16 protein-coding genes are annotated in these 15,346 nt (G+C 42.9%); 13 read left to right on the top strand and 3 right to left on the bottom strand.

All coding sequences use genetic code 11. From position 1 onward, the window contains the following. The first annotated feature begins 199 nt into the window (after window positions 1-199). Window positions 200-838, top strand: a complete 639-nt coding sequence (gene trmB / locus ACJ9PY_RS19665; protein WP_034309290.1) for a tRNA (guanosine(46)-N7)-methyltransferase TrmB — start codon at window positions 200-202, stop codon at window positions 836-838. Window positions 839-967: 129 nt separating this feature from the next. After that, the gene (locus ACJ9PY_RS19660; RefSeq protein WP_411738782.1) at window positions 968-1,813 is read left to right on the top strand and encodes a YtnP family quorum-quenching lactonase; all 846 of its coding nucleotides are present in this window, start codon (window positions 968-970) and stop codon (window positions 1,811-1,813) included. 48 nt (window positions 1,814-1,861) lie between these two features. Here ACJ9PY_RS19660 and ACJ9PY_RS19655 read toward each other — a convergent pair whose 3' ends face one another. Next, the gene (locus ACJ9PY_RS19655; RefSeq protein ID WP_034309283.1) at window positions 1,862-2,179 is read right to left on the bottom strand and encodes a PepSY domain-containing protein; all 318 of its coding nucleotides are present in this window, start codon (window positions 2,177-2,179) and stop codon (window positions 1,862-1,864) included. A 176-nt stretch (window positions 2,180-2,355) separates the two neighbouring features. On the opposite strand from ACJ9PY_RS19655, the gene ACJ9PY_RS19650 reads away from it, so the two are divergent. The 3 genes from ACJ9PY_RS19650 (at window position 2,356) to ACJ9PY_RS19640 (ending at window position 5,017) form a co-directional block, all read left to right on the top strand. Next, window positions 2,356-3,429 carry a M42 family metallopeptidase gene (locus tag ACJ9PY_RS19650; protein ID WP_063575470.1) on the top strand — a complete coding sequence of 358 codons (1,074 nt, stop codon included), beginning with the start codon at window positions 2,356-2,358 and terminating at the stop codon, window positions 3,427-3,429. Window positions 3,430-3,510: 81 nt separating this feature from the next. Further along, a complete protein-coding gene (locus ACJ9PY_RS19645) occupies window positions 3,511-4,032 on the top strand; it encodes a DUF84 family protein (RefSeq protein ID WP_098864022.1) in 522 nt (173 codons plus the stop codon). A gap of 115 nt (window positions 4,033-4,147) precedes the next feature. After that, entirely contained in the window at window positions 4,148-5,017 is an 870-nt protein-coding gene (locus ACJ9PY_RS19640; protein WP_328176329.1) for an AraC family transcriptional regulator, read from the top strand. Between the two features lie 130 nt (window positions 5,018-5,147). Here ACJ9PY_RS19640 and ACJ9PY_RS19635 read toward each other — a convergent pair whose 3' ends face one another. Further along, on the bottom strand, window positions 5,148-5,597 hold the full coding sequence (locus ACJ9PY_RS19635; protein WP_048682245.1) for a YtoQ family protein: 450 nt from the start codon (window positions 5,595-5,597) through the stop codon (window positions 5,148-5,150). Between the two features lie 123 nt (window positions 5,598-5,720). Between ACJ9PY_RS19635 and ACJ9PY_RS19630 the strand changes: the two genes are divergently transcribed. The 6 genes from ACJ9PY_RS19630 to murC all read left to right on the top strand — a co-directional run bounded on the left by ACJ9PY_RS19630 (window position 5,721) and on the right by murC (window position 12,822). Then, the gene (locus tag ACJ9PY_RS19630; RefSeq protein WP_145504565.1) at window positions 5,721-6,227 is read left to right on the top strand and encodes a hypothetical protein; all 507 of its coding nucleotides are present in this window, start codon (window positions 5,721-5,723) and stop codon (window positions 6,225-6,227) included. 109 nt (window positions 6,228-6,336) lie between these two features. Next, window positions 6,337-6,648 carry a thioredoxin family protein gene (locus ACJ9PY_RS19625; RefSeq protein ID WP_034309264.1) on the top strand — a complete coding sequence of 104 codons (312 nt, stop codon included), beginning with the start codon at window positions 6,337-6,339 and terminating at the stop codon, window positions 6,646-6,648. A 50-nt stretch (window positions 6,649-6,698) separates the two neighbouring features. After that, window positions 6,699-7,505, top strand: coding sequence for a DUF1444 domain-containing protein (locus tag ACJ9PY_RS19620; protein ID WP_057276737.1), 807 nt, complete (start codon window positions 6,699-6,701; stop codon window positions 7,503-7,505). Window positions 7,506-7,619: 114 nt separating this feature from the next. Continuing rightward, window positions 7,620-7,982: a M20/M25/M40 family metallo-hydrolase gene (locus ACJ9PY_RS19615; protein ID WP_411738781.1), complete on the top strand. Its 363-nt coding sequence runs from the start codon at window positions 7,620-7,622 to the stop codon at window positions 7,980-7,982. 425 nt (window positions 7,983-8,407) lie between these two features. Further along, window positions 8,408-11,233, top strand: coding sequence for a DNA translocase FtsK (locus ACJ9PY_RS19610; protein ID WP_411738780.1), 2,826 nt, complete (start codon window positions 8,408-8,410; stop codon window positions 11,231-11,233). 284 nt (window positions 11,234-11,517) lie between these two features. Then, complete coding sequence (gene murC, locus ACJ9PY_RS19605; protein ID WP_411738779.1) at window positions 11,518-12,822, top strand: UDP-N-acetylmuramate--L-alanine ligase; 1,305 nt, start codon at window positions 11,518-11,520, stop codon at window positions 12,820-12,822. A gap of 47 nt (window positions 12,823-12,869) precedes the next feature. Here the strand turns inward: murC and ACJ9PY_RS19600 are convergent, their stop codons facing one another. Further along, window positions 12,870-13,982: an aminopeptidase gene (locus ACJ9PY_RS19600; RefSeq protein WP_057276734.1), complete on the bottom strand. Its 1,113-nt coding sequence runs from the start codon at window positions 13,980-13,982 to the stop codon at window positions 12,870-12,872. 229 nt (window positions 13,983-14,211) lie between these two features. On the opposite strand from ACJ9PY_RS19600, the gene ACJ9PY_RS19595 reads away from it, so the two are divergent. Next, window positions 14,212-14,721: a DUF948 domain-containing protein gene (locus ACJ9PY_RS19595; protein WP_034309251.1), complete on the top strand. Its 510-nt coding sequence runs from the start codon at window positions 14,212-14,214 to the stop codon at window positions 14,719-14,721. A 47-nt stretch (window positions 14,722-14,768) separates the two neighbouring features. Then, complete coding sequence (locus ACJ9PY_RS19590; RefSeq protein ID WP_034309249.1) at window positions 14,769-15,341, top strand: YtxH domain-containing protein; 573 nt, start codon at window positions 14,769-14,771, stop codon at window positions 15,339-15,341. The last annotated feature ends 5 nt before the right edge of the window (window positions 15,342-15,346 follow it).

The raw sequence follows: 15,346 nt of genomic DNA, 5'->3' as shown, positions 1-15,346 counted from the left end.
GGTGGTGCCCGCCTGCCCTTCACTTATTTATGGTGTGTTTTGCTGAAAGTTTTATACATGAAAACTACAGTGACTGTCGCCTGGATGGCCGGCAGTTTTTTTATTTGACCAGTGGGTGTTTCCTGAAAAAATCAACTTGCAGGAATCCATACACTCGTGTTATGGTTTGAACGATTATATTATAAATAGGGGTGTCATCATGCGTTTAAGAAATAAACCTTGGGCTGAAGACCGTTTGAATGATTTTCCACAATATGTAATTCAGCAGCCAGTGAGCCATAAAGGTAAATGGCATGAAGTTTTCGGAAACGATAATCCGTTATATATTGAAGTGGGTACGGGAAAAGGCCGTTTCATCACAGAAATGGCAAAGGCCCATCCTGATGTGAATTTCATTGGAATTGAAGTATATGGAAGCGTCATTGTCGCTGCATTGGACTTGCTGATTGAAGCGGATGTTCCAAATTTAAAGCTGTTGAATGTTGACGCAGCGAACTTAGGGGACTATTTTGCAAAAGGTGACGTGGATCGCGTCTACTTGAATTTCTCTGATCCATGGCCGAAATCACGTCATGCAAAACGTCGGTTAACATATAAGACCTTCCTCGAAGTATATGAAGGCATCCTGCCAGACAAAGGCGAGATTCACTTCAAGACGGATAATCAAGGGTTATTCGAATCTTCCTTGAAAAGTATTTCCGAATACGGCATGCTCTTGAAATTTGTAAGCCTTGATTTGCATAACAGCAGTTTTGAAGGCAACATCATGACTGAATATGAAGAAAAGTTCTCGAGTAAAGGCAATCGGATATACCGATTGGAAGCAATGTTCCAATAATCAACGATCAGAAACCAGGTGCACAGCATCTGGTTTTTTTGTTTGTTTATGATTCACGGGGATGACTTGATTGTTATCAATTTCAATATATGGAAGCGGGTGTTAAACTAAAGGCAGAGGAGGGGTAAAATGGAAACGATGCAAATAGGGGAAATAAAATTAACATGGTTGAATGGCGGTGTGACACACTTGGATGGCGGTGCGATGTTCGGTGTTGTACCGAAACCGCTTTGGTCCAAGAAGTATCCCGTTAACCAAAATAACCAAATCGAGTTACGTACGGATCCGATTTTGGTCCAGGCTAATGGATTGAATATGCTTATAGATTCCGGCATTGGCAATGGAAAGATGAATGACAAGCAGAAACGGAATTTTGGGGTGACGGAGGAATCCAATCTTGTCGAAGATCTTGGCAGACTTGGGATTCAGCCAAATGATATCGATTACATTTTAATGACCCATCTACATTTCGATCATGCCTGCGGGTTGACGAAACGTGAAGGTGAAACGTGGGTGCCTGTTTTCGAGCGTGCAGAAATCATCACGACCAAAACGGAATGGGCGGAAATGAAAAACCCGAATATTCGTTCAAAAAGTACATATTGGTCAGAAAACTGGGAGGCTGTCGCTTCTCTTGTACGTCCTTTTGAAGGGGAACAGGAAATTGCGGCCGGCATTAAAATGATCCATACCGGGGGGCATAGTGATGGACATGCGATCATCATCATAGAAGATGGCGGGGATAGATTGATCCACATGGCAGATATCATGCCGACGCACGCGCATGCGAATGTCCTCTGGGTCCTCGCTTATGATGATTATCCCATGACTTCCATCGAGGCAAAGGAAAAGTGGATGAAATCCGGACTGGAAAATGGGTCCTGGTATAGCTTTTACCATGATGCCCAATACTGTGCCATCAAATGGGATGCAACGGGTAAGGAGATACTAGCCGAATTGAAACGGAAGCGTTAAAAGGAAAGCGAAAGGAGGACGTCATCTGACGGCCCTCCTTTTTTTGTTTCAATCATTTTGAGCATTAAGCTCCAATATCGTTCCTGTCGAAGCATCTGCAACAAATTCGAATTGCTCGCGTTTCCCTTCTGTATTTCTGGTGATCCCGCCTTTGTACACTTCATAGTCCAAATCGTTTTTTGTATAGTTCTCCGGCTTCATCAAGATCCATGAGCCATATATATTTCCGTCCTTTTTGACTGTTTCCTTCACTTGGGCCAAGACTTTATCGGGAGAAGGTTTACTTGATTGATCCAATAATTGTTTTGCTGCATAGCCAGCAGCAAACCCGGCAGCAGTACCTAGTAAAAACGTTTTCCAATTCATTGATTTCTCCTCCATTGCATTTTATAAAATCACTTCTTCTAGTATACAGAAGAACGCTTTATTTGACTAATAATTTGAAATTTTACCCATAAACTGATAAATTAGAACTTTCTAGTGTAACATGATGCTAAGTTTTGTAAAATAGAAAGAAACAATACATAGTTAGGGGTAGAAAAATGAATCATGAGACTTTGGAGCTTTTTAAAACATTGACGGAATTACCGGGAGCCTCGGGAAATGAACATGCAGTTCGGAGTTTCATGAAGAGTGAGTTGCAAAAGTATTCGGACGAAATCGTCCAAGATCGCCTCGGCGGAATATTTGGCGTGAAAAGAGGCAATGAGGATGGGCCGACCGTCCTGGTTGCCGGGCACATGGATGAAGTGGGATTCATGGTCACATCTGTAACAGAAAATGGAATGATTCGCTTTCAGACCCTAGGAGGCTGGTGGAGCCAAGTGCTTTTGGCCCAAAGAGTCGAGATCATAACCGATAACGGTCCGGTCATTGGTGTCATCGGTTCGATTCCGCCCCATTTGCTTGATGAGTCGCAACGCTCAAAACCAATGGATATCAAAAATATGCTGATTGATATTGGGGCGGATGATAAGGAAGATGTGAAGAGAATCGGTATTAAGCCCGGTCAGCAGATTGTACCGATTTGTCCATTCACGCCGATGGCCAATGAGAAGAAAATCCTCGCAAAAGCGTGGGATAATCGTTATGGCTGCGGACTTGCGATTGAATTGTTAAAAGATTTAAAAGGTGAAACGCTGCCGAATGTCTTATATTCCGGGGCAACCGTCCAGGAGGAAGTGGGATTACGGGGTGCGCAAACTGCAGCACATATGATCAAACCGGATCTTTTCTTTGCTTTGGATGCAAGTCCGGCGAACGATATGTCCGGCAGTAAAAGTGAATTTGGCCAGTTGGGAAAAGGGGCACTGCTCCGCATTTTTGATCGTTCGATGGTTACGCATCGCGGCATGAGGGAATTCATCCTTGATACGGCCGAATCGAATGAGATTCCGTATCAATATTTCGTTTCTCAGGGCGGCACGGATGCAGGGCAAGTCCATATTGCAAACGAAGGCATTCCAAGCGGGGTGATCGGCATTTGTTCCCGCTATATTCATACACATGCATCCATGATTCATATTGATGATTATGCCGCTGCCCGTGAACTGATAGGGAAATTGGTTCGTTCCTGTGATAAAACGACATTCGAAACCTTGATAAAAAACGCTTGATGGAGGAAGCTGAAATGGAAAGGGATGCAGTCATGAATCCTTTTCCATCAGCTTTTTTTACATAGAAGGAAGGTAATTATATTGAAAATAGCAGTAGGCAGTAAGAATCCGGCGAAAGTAAGTGCCGTGCTTGGTGTATATGAAGATGCTGAAATCATTTCGCTTCAAGTGGAGAGCGGGGTTCCGGAACAGCCTTTTTCAGATGAGGAAACGATGGAGGGGGCCATGACACGTGCCCGGAATTGCTTGATTCACAGTGATGCCGATATGGGTATTGGACTTGAAGGCGGTGTCGTGAAAATGGGACAAGCCCTGTTTCTGTGTAATTGGGGTGCAATGGCCACGAGGGGCGGTGAGGTTTTTGTAGCTGCCGGAGCGAGAATCCCGGTTCCGGGAATCGTTGCCGGGAAGGTGCTGGACGGTGAAGAGTTGGGCCCGGTGATGGACGCCTTCACAAAGCAAGAGAATATTAGCAAAAAGGAAGGGGCGATCGGCGTATTTACAAATGAGCGAATCACGAGGGGAGAAATGTTCCTTCATATCATGAGGATGCTAGCCGGTCAACACGAATATAAGCTGAAAATGAGAAAGCACGATTTATGAATCACTGTCATGGAAAGGCGTCTTCGAATGGAAACGAACACTGCCAAAACTGAGCAGAATAAGACAGGGTTTTATTGAGCGGTCTTGGTACTATAGTGACAAGGGGTGAGCGAATATGGGGTGGGCAGAGTCAATCCAAAAGGCCATCGACTATATCGAAGAGCACTTATTGGAGGACCTTACGATCGAGAGCATTTCCAGGCAGGCGAATGCTTCGGCTTTTCATTTTCAACGGACCTTCACCATTTTAACGGATATTTCCATTGGTGAATATATCCGGCGCCGAAGACTGACTTTAGCTGCCCAGGAGATATCATCCACAAATGGCAAGGTCATTGATTTAGCCTACAAGTACGGCTATGACACCCCCGAGGCATTCTCAAAAGCTTTTCGAAGGCAGCATGGGGTATCTCCAAGCGAAGCGCGAAAGTATATGGGGAAGCTGAAATTCTATGAACGCCTGATGATACAGGTCATTCTGAAAGGGGCAAAACCGATGAAATACAATATCCTTGAAAGGGATTCCTTTCAATTGATAGGAATCAAGCAAGAGTTTTCCTTGGTTAATGAAGAGAATTTGATTGGGATTCCAAAGTTGTGGGAGAAAGTCAATTCGAATGGAACAGGAGATAGGTTAGCGAAGTTGAACAATGGCCAAATAAATGGTTTGCTTGGTGTATGTGTCGATAAGCGTAATGTGGAAAAAAGTGAAACGATGGATTATTGGATAGGTGCAGAGTATGCCGGGAAAGTGCCTGAAGAGTTTTCGACCCTTACGATACCGGCTTCCAAGTGGGTTGTATTTGAAGTTCACGGACCTATGCCTGATAGCATGCAACAAGCTTGGAAGCGGATTTTTTCCGAATGGTTCCCTACGAGCGGTCATGAACATGCCGGAACTCCTGAATTGGAAGTATACGACAATGCGGATGCTTCAAACCCTGACTATTACTCCGAAATTTGGATTCCGATTAAAAAGGGATAGTATTCAACCATCAAAATCATTCGTTATTCGCTTGCAGGGGGTTAGGCATCTAATTTGTCCCTGCAAGCTTTTTTATTTGTAAATAGAATGATCAGCCCTTCATTTTTGTGCTGGTTAAGGGCAGGGAGATTTACAGCCCGTCTTCAAAAATATAGGAAAGCACCTTCATGGCTTGGTTCACGGATTCGACCGTGACACTCGCCTTTTCCGATAATTCCTTTAAGGCATGGTGATGGGTTTCCGGGCGAATCAAAATAAGCGGTTTCCCCAGGGAAATGGCGGTGCTTGCATCCATGGCAGTATTCCACTGCTTATATTTCTCGCCAAACAGAGCGACGACAAGATCGGCTTTTTTCATCAAAAGACCTGTCCGCAAATTATTGATTTGGGAAGCGGCTGCATCCTTCAGGATAGGATTCGGCTGTTCACCGAGGACATCTTCACCGATATTATCGGAGCGTTCATGATTTTCCATCGGGCCGACGAATTCTAATGGAAGCTTCAGTGCAGCGGCCTTATCTCTCAACTCACTTCTCCAATTTGAATGGATTTCCCCAGCAAGATAAACGGTTAACTTCATTGTTTTCCTCCTCGATATTAAAATTGCTTTCATTGTACCATGTTTTTTAGAAAATGGATGAATTCCATAAATAAGGATAATATTATCCATAAGATAGTAAAAGAGACGGCTGGAGGAATGACGATGGCTATATCGAATAAGAATTTCCTTGTTATCCTGTTGATAAGCAGTTTGATCGTAGGCTGCTCAGGGATCGAGAGACAAACCGAAAAGGCAATGAAGGCTGCTGAAGTGGCTTTTCGTGACGATGAAAAACAGCCCAATCAAGAGGCAGGGCTAATTCAGGTCCATCTGCCCAAGGATTTTAAAGTAGTGGAAGAACATGATAATAACTTGATTTTACAAAAAGGTGATCAGATATATATATTATTTGTCAATCCAAATGAAAAAGAAGACAGTTCCGTGTTATATTTGGCGATTAAGGAACAAGAGGATCAATTTGAAGTGCTGCATTCTTTTCAAACTGATGATAAATTCGGCTTTATTTCAATTAAAGAAATACCGAAAGAAAAGTATGAGCTTGCAGTGGGGATCGGCGGGGTGAAACTGACAACGGAAACGGATAAAGACCAATTAAAAACCGATGCAAAACAAATGATGGAAATCGTTTCATCCGTGCCCCAGAGATAAGCTGGCCCCTGCCTTTCAACCGATCCGTATTAATGGTTGATTCGGGGAGAGTCTGGTATGATGGGATTATAAAAATTAAGGTGTCATTTAGAGCAGGAGGAATATTCAAATGGAAAAGTTACAAACCGTCGAGCAATATGATGCATTGAAAAATGAAGGCAAACATATCTTTCTTTTTTCCGCTACATGGTGTGGAGATTGCCGTGTAATCGAACCGATAATGCCGGAGATAGAAACGAAATTTCCTGATTTTACATTCATTTATGTGGACCGTGATGAATTCATCGATGTGTGTGCGGCTAATGATGTATTCGGTATACCAAGTTTCATCGCCTATGATAATGGTAAAGAGCTAGGCAGATTCGTGAGCAAGGATCGCAAAACGCAAGAACAAATTGAGGAATTCATTCAATCACTATAATCAAAATCCCCTTCTCGCTGGGGATTTTTCAATGAAGAGGAGGGTCAGTCATGAAAATGGACAGCACGAAGCTGAAAAATATTTTGAAGGAACGTTTAAAAGATGAGGGTCGGACATTCAAATTCGATAGCAAGCAAGATACGTTACGGGTGGAAAATGTGAAGACCGGGAAAGGGATCACCATCGAGTTGCCTCCTGTACTTGCTAACTATGAAAACGTACAGGAAAAGGCCATCGATGAAATTATTTATTACGTGGAAGAGGCCCTGAATGTGATGGGGGGAGAACACAGCATGGAAGGCAAGGAGAAATTCATTTTCCCAGTCATCCGCTCGACCTCCTTTCCAATGGAATCGGAAGACGGAAATCCGTTTTTATTCGATGAGCATACAGCTGAAACCCGGATTTTTTATGCCCTTGATTTAGGTAAAACCTACCGTCTTATAGATGAAAAGATGATTCAACGGGAAAACTGGCAGGGTGACAGGATCCGAGAAATTGCCCTTTTTAATGCCCGTTCGCTCTCCACTGAAATGAAGTCGGATATCGTTGCAGGTAATGCATTTTATTTTTTGAACACGAATGATGGATATGATGCCAGCAGGATCCTGAATGAATCATGGCTTCGGGAAATGAAGGACAAGGTCGAGGGAACCATGGCTGTGGCCATTCCCCATCAGGATGTCATCATCATTGCCGATGTGAAGAATGATACGGGCTATGATATTCTGGCGCAAATGGCGATGAGCTTCTTTGCCAGCGGTCATGTTCCGATTACGGCTCTATCATTCCTTTACGAAGAAAATGAGTTGGAGCCCATCTTCATTATGGGTAAAAACAAAAAGCGTGAACAATAATATAGGGAATCACAAAAGGACCGTGTCAGCATCTGGCAGCGGTCCTTTTAAAGTTTGATAGAGTTTATAACTCTCTTGTAGTTGATATTTATTTTTTAATCGGTGATAATATAATTGAAATATTTTGAAAATATGGATAAAACATTCAATGTTCAGTGCGAACTTACATATGTGCCCGATTATCCTCCGCTATACAATGACCCTGAACTGACTGAATTCGTGAAAAATAGCCTGGAAAGCATGAATGACAAAGAAATTAAGAAGGTAGTCGGATTTCCGGTTTTTTCAGGTTCAGAAGATTTTTCGTATTATGCAGAAAAGATACCAGGCTGCTTCTTTTACATTGGCTGTAAACCGAAAGGGGTGGAGAAGGCATATTTCAATCACCATCCTAAATTCGACATTGATGAAGATGCCCTTTTGATCGGTTCCAAATCAGTGGCCCAGGTTGTTTGCCGTTTTTATGAATGGAACTAGTCCTTTGGTCTTCGTTTGCAAAAAAAACGGAGAAACCCACAAAACACCGTTCGGTATTAACGAACGGTGTTTTATGGGTTGCGACAGGCAATAGGATTCTGCCGGAGGTTTCATGAAGGATGATGCAATGAATTGGCCAGTCTGTTTTCAAGTCAGCATGAAAACTTAATCTCTTTGTAAACGCGATTTAACAGCTGTGTTTTATTTAAATAGTAGACTAGAGGCTAATGTTATTTGGTGATGATAGGTTTAAACCCATTGCAGAAGGGGTTTAATAGGGTAGGAGTTCTGCGAAATACGTTAAGGTAGCAAGAATGCAATAAAAAAGTAGAAACTAATCCTAATTTAGCTTAAATTTTCTCGATATTTTTAAAATAACTGGTAGAATTAGTTACATAACTACAGATGTAGAAAGAGTGATAGTTTTGAAATGGCTAAATAAGATGAAAAAATGGTTCCAAGCAGAGGAAATTATTGAAATCGAAGAGATTATTATAGATGAACCGCTTGATGAAGAGACATTGAGGAAAATGGATTTTTCGAAGCTTACGAAGTCAAAGAAAGAAGAAATAAAGGTTTACAATCAAAAAGTGGAAAAAATGTCCCAGACTCCAGACCCGGATACGAAAATCCTGTTTCAATATCCAAAAGGCCAGTTCAAGTTTCCGCTCATTCCAGACCGGGAGCAGAATAAAAGAAAACCTAGGGAAAGAAATAGGGAAGACAACGAACCCAAACAGGGGAAGAATGTGACTAAAGAAACAACGAGAAGGCCTGTAAGGGATCCTGAACCAAAACGGAGAAGCTTTGACCGGGAGGAAAATTCAAAAATAGTCCCGTCAAATACTCCATTCCGCCCAACGGAAATCCCATCACCCATTTACGGGTTCCGTCGTCCGGAAAAAAAAATAGTCCCTTCTGAAGAAATAGTCGAATATGAATTGGAAAGCAAAATGCCCATCTTTAAAAAAGAAGAACCCGCTATCGAGATTCCGGTATCGATCCCTGAAATCTCAAAAGATGCGTCACATGAGGAAATGACGGCAGAACCCGCCGTTCTTATACCGGAACAAGCGGAAAAAAAAAGGGAAGATACGGAGATACCCGCTTTCTTTCGTAGAAATTCCATTGAGTCATTGCCAGAAGAAACGGTAAGCGAGCCTAACATAATTGAGCCTGAGGTAGAAAAAGAGGCTATTGAACAGGACCAAGTTGATTTTGGACGCGAAGTCGCCGTATCCATCATGGAACAGGCGGACGACACACGGCCTGAAGCGATATCCGTTCATGGGGGGGCTGCTGTACAATCAAATCAACCATCCGTAAGTCAAGGAACAATGCCTGAAAGTGACTCATCTGAGGCAATACCTGAAGTGCAGCCTAAAAGTCCGAAAAAACATATTCCATTTAATGTGATGATGCTTAAGCAAGATCGGGAAAAAAATGGCTTCATGAATAAAATGATGCCGGAAAAAAAAAGCCTTAATCCGGAAAGGGCAGTAGTCTCACCTGATAAACGAGCAATGGATGATGCTGCCCAATCGGAGGAGGGACAAGCGGAACCATCCGCCATTCCCGAACGGAAACCGGAGGCAGGCAGAGTTATGCCGAAAGAGGAGACCCGGGACATTGCACCTGCCTTTATGGACACCGAAACCGCCGGCGAGCCTGAAAATACAGTTGAATCTATTATTGGTTCCGACCCTAAGCCCCTTCTAGTACAGGAATCCCCCATTTCTGGAGATGGGTATCAAGAGGCAGTTTTAACAGAGACAGCGGAAAGTGGCCAGGGCAATGGCCTTGAAGTTTTTGGTTCCGTGGAAGCGGATGATAATCCATACTATGTGTTTCCGAATATCGAATTGCTGACACCTCCCACTTATGCTGTGCATGATGATGAGTGGCTCGGGGAACAGACTGTATTACTTGATCAGACATTGAAAAATTTCAATGTCCGTGCAAAGGTCGTCAATGTCACCCAAGGACCGGCAGTCACTCGTTTCGAGGTGCATCCGGAGCCGGGAGTGAAGGTGAATAAAGTGACGAACCTGATGGATGACATCAAATTAAGCCTTGCTGCCCAGGATATGAGGATGGAAGCGCCCATTCCGGGTAAACATACAATCGGCATCGAGATTCCGAACAGGAAAAGCAAACCGGTATTTTTGCGTGAGGTTTTGGAAAGTACTGAGTTTCAAGAGCATGAATCACCGCTCGCCGTGGCTTTAGGCCTCGATATATCCGGTCAGCCGATCATCACGGATTTGAGAAAGATGCCGCATGGTTTGATAGCCGGGCAAACGGGATCGGGGAAAAGTGTCTGTATCAACACCATGCTGGTCAGCTTGCTGTATAAAGCGACGCCGCAGGAGCTTAAATTACTGTTGATCGATCCGAAAATGGTCGAGCTCGCCCCATATAACCGGATCCCGCATTTGGTCAGTCCAGTCATAACCGATGTAAAAGCCGCTACGGCTGCGTTGAAATGGGCTGTAGAGGAGATGGAACGGCGTTATGAATTGTTTGTACATGCCGGTGTACGTGATATCACCCGCTTTAATGAACAAGCGGAAAAAGCCGGTCAATATTCAAGCAAGCTGCCGTATATCCTGGTGATCATCGATGAGCTTGCGGATCTAATGATGATGTCCCCGGCTGATGTAGAGGAAGCGATTTGCCGGATTGCTCAAAAGGCCCGTGCCTGCGGCATCCATTTGATTGTAGCCACTCAAAGACCTTCAGTCGATGTCATAACTGGATTGATCAAGGCAAATATCCCGACAAGGATCGCTTTTTCGGTTTCTTCACAAGTGGACTCCCGTACAATCATCGATAGCGGCGGTGCAGAAAAACTTTTGGGAAGAGGAGATATGTTATTCGCTGAAAACGGCTCTTCAAAAACGGTGCGCCTGCAAGGGACTTTCGTGAGTGATGAAGAGATTGATCAAGTGGTCAACCATGTTAAACGGGAGCAGCAGCCGAAATACCTGTTTGAACAGGAAGACTTGCTGAACAGGGCCCAGGTCACGGAAGAAGCGGATGAACTGTTTTTCGAGGCATGTGAATTTGTCGTGAGCCAGCAGGCAGCATCTGCATCGAGCGTCCAACGGCGTTTCCGTGTCGGATATAACCGTGCATCGCGTCTAATAGAAATGATGGAGCAACAGGGGGTCGTTTCCGAATCCAGGGGCTCAAGGCCCAGGGATGTATTGATTACGCAAGAAGAGCTGGAATTTTTACATGTTAATTAAGAGAACCTAATAAAAGGAAATTGTATATAATGTGAAAGGGTGAAAACCCTTTTTTATCACCTTAATTGAGGGAAAAGCCAATGATTTGATAAATTGGCATCCCCCTGACATGGATGAATGAATAAAAAAGTGATATAATAGTTTTTTGTTGATGAATGATTGAAAATAAAAGTTCGAAAACCTATGAAGAAATTGCGTTACTAACAAGTCTCGTAATGGAAAAACAAATAAAAGATGACGTCATATACTGTCATACAGGTAGACGATTGGTGGAGGTTCGCTTTATGACTGCTTACCATTTTGTGGGAATTAAAGGGTCGGGTATGAGTGCTCTTGCACAAATACTGCATGATATGAATATTGAAGTGCAGGGTTCCGATTACGAAAAAGAATTTTTTACACAATTGGCATTAGAAAAAGCCGGGATTAAAATCCTTCCTTTCAACGAGGAAAATATTCAACCTGGAATGACCATCATTGCAGGAAATGCGTTTCCGGATAGTCATCCGGAAATATTGAAGGCAAAAGAACTTGATTTGCCGATTATCCGTTATCACCGTTTCCTAGGTGATTTCATGAAAAACTTCATCAGCGTGGCGGTTACGGGAGCGCATGGTAAAACATCGACGACCGGCTTACTTGCCCATGTAATGGGGGGCGCTAAACCGACATCCTTCCTGATTGGGGATGGAACGGGTAAAGGAATCGTGAATTCTGATTACTTCGTATTCGAAGCATGTGAATATCGCCGTCATTTCCTTTCCTATTATCCGGATTATGCAATCATGACGAATATCGATTTTGATCATCCAGATTATTACGCTAATGTCGAAGACGTGTTCGAGGCTTTCCAAACGATGGCCCTTCAAGTCAACAAAGGCATCATTGCGTGCGGGGATGATGAGCATTTACCACATATTCAGGCGAAAGTACCGGTTATTTTTTACGGATTTGCAGAAGGAAATGATTTTCAAGCGAAAAATGTTTTCGTCACTCCGGATGGCACGACTTTTGATGTGCATGTAAGGAACAATTACTATGATACATTCACTATTCCTACTTTTGGAAAGCATAATGTGTTGAATGCACTTGGTGTCATTGCACTTTGTAAATATGAAAACTTGGATACGGAAGCTGTGAAAGCCCAATTGCGGACTTTTGGCGGAGTTAAACGCCGGTTCTCCGAAAAGGAAATCGGAAGTCAGATCATCATTGATGATTATGCACACCATCCGACCGAGATCTCTGCAACTGTGGACTCGGCGCGTCAGAAATATCCAGAGCGTGAAGTTGTTGCTGTATTCCAGCCGCATACTTTCTCGAGAACGCAGGCATTCCTGGATGAATTCGCCGACAGCTTGAATTTGGCCGACAAAGTATACTTATGTGAAATTTTTGGATCTGCTCGTGAACATCAAGGAAAGTTATCGATTGAAGACCTTCAAGATAAGATTCCAGGTGCCGAACTGATTACGGAGAACACAACATCTATATTGCAAAACCATGATAACAGTGTCGTGTTATTCATGGGTGCGGGGGACATTCAAAAATTCCAAGCAGCCTATGAGCATTCACTGCAGGTAAAATAAAAAAAAACGACCATCCGTTGTAGCGGATCGGTCGTTTTTTTATTGGGTTATTTTAAATTTTCCGGATTTAAATTTTCCAGTTCCGGTAAAACGAAGCGTCCGTCCTTACGTATCAAGACGTCATCAAAATGGATTTCCCCGCCGCCATATTCAGGCCGCTGGATATTGACCAGGTCCCAGTGAATGTCTGAATGGTTTCCGTTAAAGGCATCATCATAGCATTGTCCTGGAGTGAAATGAAAACTTCCATCAATTTTTTCATCAAAGAGGATATCTTGCATCGGGTGTAGAATATAAGGATTTACACCAATTGCAAATTCACCGACATATCGTGCGCCTTCATCAGTATCAAAAATTTTGTTGATGCGTTCCGTATCATTCGCAACCGCTTCAACGATTTTTCCATCCTTGAATGTCAACTTCACGTTTTCAAAAGTAAAACCCTGATATGGGGAAGGAGTATTATACGAAATCACTCCATTGATGGAATCTTTAACTGGAGCCGTATATACTTCACCGTCAGGAATGTTCAGCTCACCCGCACATTTGATGGCTTTAATGTCTTTGATGGAGAAGGTTAGATCCGTACCGGGCCCAGTTAAGCGGACCTTATCCGTTTTATCCATCAATTCAACAAGGTTGTCCATTGCTGCGCTCATTTTGCCATAGTCGAGGTTGCAGACTTCGAAATAAAAGTCTTCGAATGCTTCTGTGCTCATTTTGGCCAATTGGGCCATGGAATTTGTCGGGTAGCGAAGTACGACCCATTTTGTTTTTGGCACGCGGATATTTCTATGTACTTTACCGACTGTCTGTCCATGAATCGCCATCTTCTCTGAAGGGACATCGGATTGTTCATTGATATTATCCCCGGCACGAAGCCCGATATAAGCATCCATCTGCTTCATTACGTTGGCTTCAAACTCACCCATCATCTTGTACTGTTCTTCTTTGGCACCCATCAGCAAGGCACGATCCACTTGGTGATCCTTTAACAGGACGAATGGGTAACCACCTGCTGCATAGGCTTCATTCACAAGTGCGTTAACAAGTTCACGCTGCAATCCAAAGTTTTCGATCAAGATTTTTTCACCTTTTTGAAGCTTCACGGAATAATTGATTAAGTTTTTGGCCAATGTACCAATTCTGGGATCTTTCATAAAAAATACCTCCATTGTTTAAATTCGACTTATCTTTTCTATCATACCCGATTTCCTGTCATAAGTGTCACCCATGAATTTCACGGAGGAACTGGATGCAGACAACAATATTTCCAGATTAGGGTTTGATAGGGTATATTGAAAAAATAAATAAGTTTATAATGATAGGGAAGGGGTAATTAATATCTAACAGCTATTAAATAAGTCGATTTTTTTCGGAGGTGTTCCAATGGAGATTATTTTATACGTAAGTGCTGCTGTTGCAGCGATAGCTTTTTTGGTACTCGTTATTTTTCTAACGAAGGTACTGACATCACTTCAAACTACCCTGGACAGTGTGGCCCGGACGCTGACAGGACTAGAGAGCCAAATGCAGGGCATAACGCTCGAAACTACTCAGTTATTACATAAAACGAATACGTTGGCTGAAGATTTGCAGCAAAAGTCAGAAAACCTGAACACGGTGGTGGATGCGGTGAAGGATGTAGGTACATCCATCTCCAGCTTTAATTCTTCCATCCAAAAGGTTTCTCATAAAGTGCAGGCTGAGATTGATAATAATCAAGAAAGAATCTCACAAATTGTACAATGGAGCAATGTAGCCATGGAGATCAGGGACAAATGGAAGTCCAGAAGCAAACAGGCAGCCCCGACCCCGACTGAAAGGGCAGAGTTAGAAAGGGAAGCGCTGGAGACAGATAACTTACCTAAAAAAAGGTTTTTACGTTCTAGATCATAAAATCTAGTTAAATAAAAATGAATCGAAAATTGAAAGGGGAATGTATTATGACTCAAAAAGAATTTCCGACAAAGGACTATCAGAAATCATATGAGGACGAACGCGACTCGATCAATTCTAAGGACTTTATGATTGGCGCCTTGATCGGCGGGATGATCGGAGCGGCTACTGCTTTGTTCATGGCTCCGAAAACAGGCAAGGAATTAAGGAATGACTTCAACGAACAAGCTAGAAACATTTCCGAGAAAACAGAAAGATTAAGACAAACGGCGATGGAAAAAGGTACAGTCCTTGCTGATACTGCAAAGGAAAAAACAAACTCCGTCACGGAAATCGTTTCCAATAAATCTTCGAATATCGTCAACAAAGTGAAGAGCCTGAAAACAGGAAAAGAAAACGGCGACGCTGCTGATGATACAACCAATTCAAGCAATAAGGATATTGATGTAACCGGAACTACAGATGCTCCTATCGTATCCGTCGAAACGAACTTTGCTAACAGCAATGATTCGGAAAATAATCCTGCAGATCCTACAAGCGGAAACAAGAATGCGGCAAAATTAAAACTTGATGAAGCGAAAAAGGCATTCGATGAAACGGAAAGTAAACTAAAGAATTAAACTCC

The sequence above is a fragment of the Peribacillus sp. S4 genome (assembly GCF_046715815.1).
Lineage (GTDB): Bacteria > Bacillota > Bacilli > Bacillales > DSM-1321 > Peribacillus > Peribacillus frigoritolerans.
Note: the sequence above shows the minus strand (reverse complement) of the source record. Positions and strands in the feature narration are given on the sequence as shown.

Excerpts from the sequence above, each read along its gene's own strand:
- ACJ9PY_RS19660 (WP_411738782.1), top strand. The coding sequence starts at position 968 with ATGGAAACGATGCAAATAGGGGAAATAAAATTAACATGGTTGAATGGC.
- ACJ9PY_RS19595 (WP_034309251.1), top strand. The coding sequence starts at position 14,212 with ATGGAGATTATTTTATACGTAAGTGCTGCTGTTGCAGCGATAGCTTTT.
- ACJ9PY_RS19590 (WP_034309249.1), top strand. The coding sequence starts at position 14,769 with ATGACTCAAAAAGAATTTCCGACAAAGGACTATCAGAAATCATATGAG.
- ACJ9PY_RS19655 (WP_034309283.1), bottom strand. The coding sequence starts at position 2,179 with ATGAATTGGAAAACGTTTTTACTAGGTACTGCTGCCGGGTTTGCTGCT.
- murC (WP_411738779.1), top strand. The coding sequence starts at position 11,518 with ATGACTGCTTACCATTTTGTGGGAATTAAAGGGTCGGGTATGAGTGCT.
- ACJ9PY_RS19640 (WP_328176329.1), top strand. The coding sequence starts at position 4,148 with ATGGGGTGGGCAGAGTCAATCCAAAAGGCCATCGACTATATCGAAGAG.
- ACJ9PY_RS19620 (WP_057276737.1), top strand. The coding sequence starts at position 6,699 with ATGAAAATGGACAGCACGAAGCTGAAAAATATTTTGAAGGAACGTTTA.
- trmB (WP_034309290.1), top strand. The coding sequence starts at position 200 with ATGCGTTTAAGAAATAAACCTTGGGCTGAAGACCGTTTGAATGATTTT.
- ACJ9PY_RS19650 (WP_063575470.1), top strand. The coding sequence starts at position 2,356 with ATGAATCATGAGACTTTGGAGCTTTTTAAAACATTGACGGAATTACCG.
- ACJ9PY_RS19630 (WP_145504565.1), top strand. The coding sequence starts at position 5,721 with ATGGCTATATCGAATAAGAATTTCCTTGTTATCCTGTTGATAAGCAGT.
- ACJ9PY_RS19600 (WP_057276734.1), bottom strand. The coding sequence starts at position 13,982 with ATGAAAGATCCCAGAATTGGTACATTGGCCAAAAACTTAATCAATTAT.
- ACJ9PY_RS19635 (WP_048682245.1), bottom strand. The coding sequence starts at position 5,597 with ATGAAGTTAACCGTTTATCTTGCTGGGGAAATCCATTCAAATTGGAGA.
- ACJ9PY_RS19625 (WP_034309264.1), top strand. The coding sequence starts at position 6,337 with ATGGAAAAGTTACAAACCGTCGAGCAATATGATGCATTGAAAAATGAA.